Source organism: Nitrosospira sp. CT, from assembly GCF_059489795.1.
The window spans coordinates 86,287-93,318 of sequence record NZ_JCAHZJ010000039.1 but is presented as its reverse complement, the minus strand read 5'-3'; the positions used below and the strand labels follow the sequence as shown (position 1 = coordinate 93,318).

The window sequence follows — 7,032 nt, the reverse complement described above, 5'->3', positions numbered from 1 at the left end:
AACATTAATTGACGGAAAGGAGGTGTGGAACGATAAAATCACTTTACTGAACAGTTGAATCTGATCTGACAACTGCACCAGTCAAATCGGGAACTGTCTGATGGGATCGCGACTACTACATCTTATATTACTTTTAGCCCTAATTTTCCTAAGTGCCCTGATTGCATTCTCGCTCAAGCAATTCTTTCCTGTCGTTATATGGATCAGCACGGTTCAGCTTCCGGCTCACGCGCTACCACGTAAATTCTTGAGCCGATAGGGACTAGCTCTGGACAATGTGGCAACCTAGCCCTTGACACCCTAAGTTATCAGATGGAATCTATCGCCTACGCAGCGGGTAGGTGTGCTTCCGAGCTTGGGAAACCAAGTCTTGTCGGCCCCCTTAATGACGCTGCGTTCCTATTTCCAACGACTGCAACTTGTACCGTAGATGTACATCTACGGTTTGCCTTGCCCTTGACAACTTTAATCATTTGCGCGAATCTGCCGTTAAGTCGGTGAGCAGGTGTGGTCGAGATTGGGGGATCATTCCCCAAGTCAGTTGAGGCCCCCTTAACATGCACCGGCGTTTCTATTTCCATCCCCGCATCGTACCCTAGAAGCACATCTAGAGTTGCCTCCCCTTGACACCTTGAGCCATTTGGGCGAATCTGGCATTACGCCAGTGAGTGGGCTGTTCGTGTACATGGGAAACCGGACTACTCGGCTGCCCAGTTAGCACTGACGTAGCGTCAAGGGTCGCCTTGGCTTGAGGCTGCCGCGATTGGACGCGGCTGAGTTCGCAAGCCAATCGCGGCCTTTGCGTTTTTCCGCCGTGCCTTCCACAAATCTTCGTGCTGGCAGCAGGTAGTTCTCGATGATCTCGCTGTCCGAGAGCTTCAACTTCTTGAAACCCGGAACATTCTCGCGCAGCCACTTCCTGATCGCGGCAATCGCCCGCTTGACGAACTGCTCTCGGATCGGGGCTGCGCCAGGTGTGTGAGCACCTCTTCCGCTGCTTTCAGCCGGTGGGTCTCGATCTTGATATTCAGCTCGTAGTGTTTTTGCCATGGCTTCCAAGTCGCTACGGCGCAATGTGGCCACCTGTTTCAGTATTCGCAGCAGCTCCTCGCCAAAGAGGTTGCGCAATCCCAAGTGTCCGGGCGATTCATGGAACAGGGCCTCGACCACATCCTTCTCGCTTCGCATCTCTGACGCAATGATGTAGACCCTGTTGCCCGCGATGAAGGTGCGCGGGTACCGCTTGCTCCACCCGACACCTGGAGGACATTTTCCATGCGCACGGCTTCGGGAACGGCCGGATCGTCCATGTTCTCGACGATGACGATTTCAGGGGGGTCTTCCACCTGGCGGCAATTGCGCCAGTGATCGCGCGAATCTGCGATCTTGGGAGTCTAGAAACAGAAAAGCCACCTTGGAAGGTGGCTTTTTGGGTTTGGCGTGAAAATGACCGACTTAACGATCCTTGCAATACAAGTGTACGCCCCCGGTGAGAACGTGTTCCAGTATTCTGGGTCTTTCTCGGCTCTCGCTCGATATAAGGGACTGGATGAGCATGCCGCGACGAGCTATTGCCTCACCTGCTCGTGCAGCTCGTCCCATTCCTTCACTTGCGCGGCGCTGAAACGCTCCCCGGTCAACGGGCACACCCAATCGTCCGATGAATTCTCTTCTGTTGAAGTTGTATCTGACATCCTTGAGTTCCGGTGCTTTGTTCTGAAAAGTAGTGACGAAAGTATGGATCAAGGCCCGCGTCTTGGCAACGATGGCCAATTAAGCAGGACTGTTCTTCTTTCGCATTCTTACCTGTACCGGTTTCAATTCTTGTCCTGCAGAATGCAAAGCAATAATTCTTTAACCTTTAAGATGGTTTCAGTATCCGGTACGGCTTGACTGCTTTTACACGGTACAAAGACTTTAGCATCTACTATTTTCCGCGCATCCGCAGCATCAAAGCCATGAGCAGCGCAAACTTCATCAAGGGCGACATCCATTGCGAGGAGACAGCTCTCAGCGAAATTCAATATAAAGCGGCGGCTTTCCATTTCGTGCTCCGCTTCTTCCGTTTCTATTCCTCTCAATAGTGCAATCGACATGCAAAGAGCTGCTCGCATCCGTTCATGTTGGTATTGCCAGTAGAGCAGCCCCCAGGCATTCGCCAGCCGTAAGAAATCTTCTATCCTGTCGATATAGGTGCTGTCCTGCCTTGTGTAAGTCTTAAGAGGACAAGCGCTCTTGATTCTCCCTAGCTCACGCTCATCTCCGGCAACCATGTACTTCACTGCCAGTGTGCCAAGTTCTGCGGGCGTGAGCTGAGCGTACATTTTTGACGTTGGATCGTTCATGACTTCCTCCGTTCGAGAGTCTGCTCGATGAGTTCGATACGTCTCTTTATGTCCTCGGTTTCGAACGCCTTACGGATCAGATCAAGAACGTAAGCGAGCCGGGTCCCTTCCTGTGTTTCGATCCTGCCAGCGCGCATATCCCGATAAACAGAAGCAAGTTCCCGCCTTAAGGCATGGGCATCGCGGAGGTCGATTTTAGGGGGGGTAGGGGCAAGCAGTTTTCTTTGCCCCTCAAGAGCTTCCGGCAAATAATTTACGCTGGCCTCATCGTCATTTCGCATTCCAATCCTATTTTTCCTTCTTAATGAACATCGTCCATCCCCGTTTTATCAATGAGTGCGAGCAATTGCCACGGATCGAAGTTCGCCTTGGGTACTTGCATCTCGAATGTGGCAAGGTGTCTGATTGCTATCGCAAGAATGACGTTATCCGGGTCGCTATCGCTATCGACATGGATCGCGCGCTTCATGTTCGGGTCGGATGCCAGCAGGGCCAAGACGCTCTTTCGCCTTAATTCCTGTTGCTGCTCGAGGTGCAGGGCAGCAAGTATCTCGGGTTTATGCTGCTTGAGTTGATGAATTAAATCGGAGGGCAAATCATCAGCAGGAGAAATATCCAGATAATTACCATCTGCCCTAATCGAATACCCGGCTTGCCGCAGTTGAAGTATCAGATCCGGCGCGCCCATGAATCAAATCCTCAAACTTGAACCTTTGGAAGGGCTTTGGATCGGTGTGGTTTTACCCTCGGAAATTTCTGTTACATTGTTACAACCCGCGTCAGTATTGGGTTTGGATGTAACAGATGAAACCTGTGTAACTGTTACACCATCTGTTACATGGGAAGCCGCATTAATATTGGGTTGTAACGTTGTAACGTTTTCCGTGGCGTCTTCGGGAATTGAAACGCAATAGCGGGAAAAGGCCTCCTCAAACTCTTCCATCTTGTAGCCTCGGCATACCTCTTTCCCCCGAACCGATTTCTTGGTAATTCCAAACTCCGCCAGAGATTCGCGAAGTTGTTTACGGGTTATGGGCTTGCCCCGATTGTAAATCCCCCAGTCCGCTTCCGGATGATCACGAAGTTCTTTCAACAAATCTTTGTCCCAGAATCTGCGCCATCCTCTCGTCTTGATAATCTCATAACAGTCTCTCAGCAATTCCACGCCCACTGACATCGGAGCTGACTGCTCCTTGCTTTTGGTCAATGCCACTGCTGCCTCTGTTGCTTTTCCTAGCCAATCGTCACCTGCCAGCATGGCTACGGCAAGCAATGGCTCCCAGTTGTCTGCCTGTCTGTCAGGCAGGCTCTCGGGTAAATTGGGCTTCATTTCGGCAAAGTCATCAAGGCGATCCATCGCTAATCGAGCGAGCTTGTGGGCCAATTCTTCCAGTTCCCTGCCATCACCATTGCGCAAGCGTGATACTTTCTCGTGTGGCAACTTGCGCATGAGTTCAACTTCCACCGCGCGGTCGTGCAATGTGTCACGGGTGTGTCCGATAAGCGCGATCGCCTTGGGCCCAAACACATTAAAATACTGAAGTTCATGGTCATCGCCCACACACCTCCAGATATAGGGTGCGTGCCGGCTATGTCCGCAATTGAGAATGCCGTGCATTTCCTGATTCTTGTTGTTCAGGAAGGTGTCGCCTTCGTCGATCAAGACTGTCGGGCGATATCTATCTGCCATACGAAACAACACAGCAGCGGTTATTCCGGACAGCGGCAGAGGCCTGTAAACGAGGCGCGTGATAATGCTGAGAACAGTGGATTTACCACACCCTTTTTCTGGAGAGCGGAGGATCAGCAATGGCGCAATATGCGATGCCTCGCAAAACCATGTGAAAGCACACCATAAAGCCAATGCCTCAGCAGCATGGGGAGGCAGCACCGCATAGCGTCGGAAGGCTTCTGCCAACCCGGACAGAATCTCACCCGCGTCCACCGGGGAGTCCCACGGCTCCACTTCGGGAAACATCTCGCCATTGCCTTGCTCTTCAGCTTTTCTGGATCTCGCTGCCTTAACCTCCCGCTCGAGTACCAGGGGGCGCATCCCCAACCTTTTGGCGACTTCCTTATAGGTACGCTCATACTCGAGTGGCGACATGGCAAGGAGTTTGTCTATCTCGTCCTGGAGTTCTTTCTCCGCGTTTTTCTGGGTTGCACCGGGGAGAATGGAATCAGGGCTTTGAGAATCTCCAGAAATAGACTCATACGGGTTCAGGCAACTGGAGCCAAGCAGTAGCATCAGTAACGATGCGCTCGCATCCTCCCGCTGCAACCAGTCGAATGCATCGCCTCCCTTTGGCAGATTCAAAGCAGCTGGGTCGAGTAACATTACGGAAGCTGCTTTATGCTGTAGGGCTGCCGCCACATCCGATGCATATTTTTTACCTGCATCGTCGTTATCCGGTGATATGACAGTGCGTCGTCCTGCCAGCGCTGTCCAGTTCGCGGATGCTGCGCTACCTGCTCCCCCGGATGTTGTGGCAACGTATTGCGATTCCACATTCCATTTCTTGAATGCCTTATTCAAGGCGTCTGCCACTTTTTCTCCCTCTACAACCAGAATCAGCGCAGTGGGATGAAGGGCCAGCAAATCGAGTGCATATAAGGGCTTGCCTGCCTCTGGAGCAGGCGGCTCGCCCAAAACGAATTTTTGCCCGTCAAAGTGGAACGGCCTGATCCATTTTTCGCCGGTTGCTGTATTTTTAAGGCGAATGCGCCAATACAATGGATTGCCAGATGCATCGGTGTAGGTGTGGAGTGCCTTTTCATCCGCATTTGCTATTTCGGCATTGCTGGTGAAATTGTGAGCGGCTTCGCGTATTTGCTCTGGTGATGGGCTCATCGCTCAGTCTCCCATGCGCCCAGTTGCTTAACCGCTGCAACAAAGCCTAGCCCATAGCGTTGCCTGTGGAAGGCCAGAACATCACCGCCATGGGCACCACAAACCATGCAACGAAAACCACCTGAATCAAGGCGAATCCTCAGGCTTGGCCTGGTGTCATCATGGAAAGGGCAGAGGGCACTCTTCCATTCGCCCCCGCCGGTCAGTTTCAGTCCCTGAGACTTGAAATATTCAGCGGGCTTGGGGAGCAGATCACGCTTGAAGGGCAATTTACTCCGCGTGGCATTCGCGTATCTCATGTCACACCCTCGAGAAGGATTTGATCAAAGCGCGGATGTCCTCTACACGCCACGCGGTTACACGCGGTCCGAGTTTTACCGGCTGCGGAAAGCGTCCTGATTTGACGCCAGCCCACCAAGTCGATCTGCTAACGGGAATTACAGCTGGTTTTGGTGGTACGGAGTTTGGATCCCCGATAATATCGGACTCGCGGAGGAACCCGAGTTCTGGAAGATGATGCATTGAGAGCTATTCCCGTCCAATATAGACCCACTTGGTCGACGGGAAAATCGTAGCCGTTATACCGCCGGCTTGCTATGTCACTCTTCTTGGTTGGTGAGTTTCGGACGGGATAGATGCTCACTGAGCCGGAGGGGTTCCGTTTTGGCTTCCCATTCTCGACACCAGTCTTCTATTTTCTTCTGGCTAGTTAGGTGCTCGCATTTGCTCAACATATCTCTAGCAAACGCGGCTTTTGATGGATATGAATAAGGAATTTGTTGCCAGCGCTGCCAGCATTGGAAAACAAAGTTCTTTTCCTTCTGCTTAGGATCGCGATTTTTCCACGCGTTTACTCCTCGATAAGCAAACTCTGTCTTTACCGATTGAGCCACTCTTTCCCCCATTTCTAGTGCTGTGGCATTCGACAGAGCGAAAGCCGCTGCAATTGCGCTAGAGATCGGCTGTTTCCAATCGACCTTCCGATAAATGGCGTTGTCTATTTCTACGAGTGTTTGAATCAAAAATATTTTTCTTAAAGTCCGTGGTTTTAAAAGTCTGCTATTTATCCCAAATAGTAAGTGATCATGCAGAATATTCAGCAATATGATTTCGTCTGAGGCTCTATTCCAATAGTTCTCGATGTCGTCATTTCTCGATGATGCAGACCATCTGAATTTCGCCCTTTTCAACGCCTCGCGCATTGATTCAATGAATTCGAAATAAGCGGAAATAAGTTCCTCAAGATGCTCTTGGGACCGCACGGGAGTCAGCCGTGAGTAGGCGTCTCTCCCCAGCTCAAAAAGGGCGGTAATGTCTTCGTCCAACTCCAGGTGGTCAAGATACGTCAGGAAGAATTCATTCCCTGGATCGGAAAAAGTCAAGTATGGGTTATAGGTTACGAACCTGCGATTAGTCCCCATAAAGATCCTTTACCTAACATCTCAGGCGAGCTCTGGGCCGAAACCGTTCCCAGCGGCAGTTTGTTAACGAGAGTGAGAGTAGTGCTCTTGCATCCCTGCTAAATGATTGATTTACTGCAATTTTCAAGCTGAGCCCTTCTCGTTTCTCTGGTCAAGCGGATTTTGCAGTGAAAATTGAGAAGCGTACTCTGGGCCTGTTCAGGTGCTAGGATAATAGACGGATAATAACGACTGATTATTCGATTCAATAAGCTTGCTTTGGATTCTAACTTACTGATTATCGGCTGCCGGACGAGGGCTCGAACCTAGGACCCGCGGATTAACAATCTCTAAACTAGAAATAATGCTACTCCAGCAATTTCTTGGTTTACCCATAAGTTTACCCATGAGGACCTAAAGAAAAAATGGATTAGAG

Annotated in this window: 9 protein-coding genes; all 9 read right to left on the bottom strand. The window is 50.9% G+C overall.

The window, feature by feature from the left end; translation table 11 throughout:
* Nucleotides 1-714 precede the first annotated feature (714 nt).
* Complete coding sequence (locus AC52W5_RS06910) at nucleotides 715-1,188, bottom strand: hypothetical protein (RefSeq protein WP_495670470.1); 474 nt, start codon at nucleotides 1,186-1,188, stop codon at nucleotides 715-717.
* Between the two features lie 267 nt (nucleotides 1,189-1,455).
* Nucleotides 1,456-1,773 (bottom strand): hypothetical protein, encoded by a 318-nt coding sequence (locus AC52W5_RS06905; protein ID WP_495670469.1) that lies wholly within the window; start codon nucleotides 1,771-1,773, stop codon nucleotides 1,456-1,458.
* A 44-nt stretch (nucleotides 1,774-1,817) separates the two neighbouring features.
* A complete protein-coding gene (locus AC52W5_RS06900; RefSeq protein WP_495670468.1) occupies nucleotides 1,818-2,345 on the bottom strand; it encodes a hypothetical protein in 528 nt (175 codons plus the stop codon).
* Nucleotides 2,342-2,626 (bottom strand): hypothetical protein, encoded by a 285-nt coding sequence (locus AC52W5_RS06895; protein ID WP_495670467.1) that lies wholly within the window; start codon nucleotides 2,624-2,626, stop codon nucleotides 2,342-2,344. The genes AC52W5_RS06900 and AC52W5_RS06895 overlap by 4 nt, the downstream gene beginning before the upstream one ends.
* A 20-nt stretch (nucleotides 2,627-2,646) precedes the next feature.
* Nucleotides 2,647-3,033 (bottom strand): TubC N-terminal docking domain-related protein, encoded by a 387-nt coding sequence (locus tag AC52W5_RS06890; RefSeq protein ID WP_495670466.1) that lies wholly within the window; start codon nucleotides 3,031-3,033, stop codon nucleotides 2,647-2,649.
* A 3-nt stretch (nucleotides 3,034-3,036) separates the two neighbouring features.
* Nucleotides 3,037-5,196, bottom strand: a complete 2,160-nt coding sequence (locus AC52W5_RS06885) for a DUF3631 domain-containing protein (RefSeq protein WP_495670465.1) — start codon at nucleotides 5,194-5,196, stop codon at nucleotides 3,037-3,039.
* The gene (locus AC52W5_RS06880) at nucleotides 5,193-5,495 is read right to left on the bottom strand and encodes a CHC2 zinc finger domain-containing protein (protein WP_495670464.1); all 303 of its coding nucleotides are present in this window, start codon (nucleotides 5,493-5,495) and stop codon (nucleotides 5,193-5,195) included. The genes AC52W5_RS06885 and AC52W5_RS06880 overlap by 4 nt, the downstream gene beginning before the upstream one ends.
* A gap of 1 nt (nucleotide 5,496) precedes the next feature.
* Complete coding sequence (locus tag AC52W5_RS06875; protein WP_495670463.1) at nucleotides 5,497-5,718, bottom strand: helix-turn-helix transcriptional regulator; 222 nt, start codon at nucleotides 5,716-5,718, stop codon at nucleotides 5,497-5,499.
* 77 nt (nucleotides 5,719-5,795) lie between these two features.
* On the bottom strand, nucleotides 5,796-6,578 hold the full coding sequence (locus tag AC52W5_RS06870) for a hypothetical protein (RefSeq protein ID WP_495670462.1): 783 nt from the start codon (nucleotides 6,576-6,578) through the stop codon (nucleotides 5,796-5,798).
* Nucleotides 6,579-7,032 lie beyond the last annotated feature (454 nt).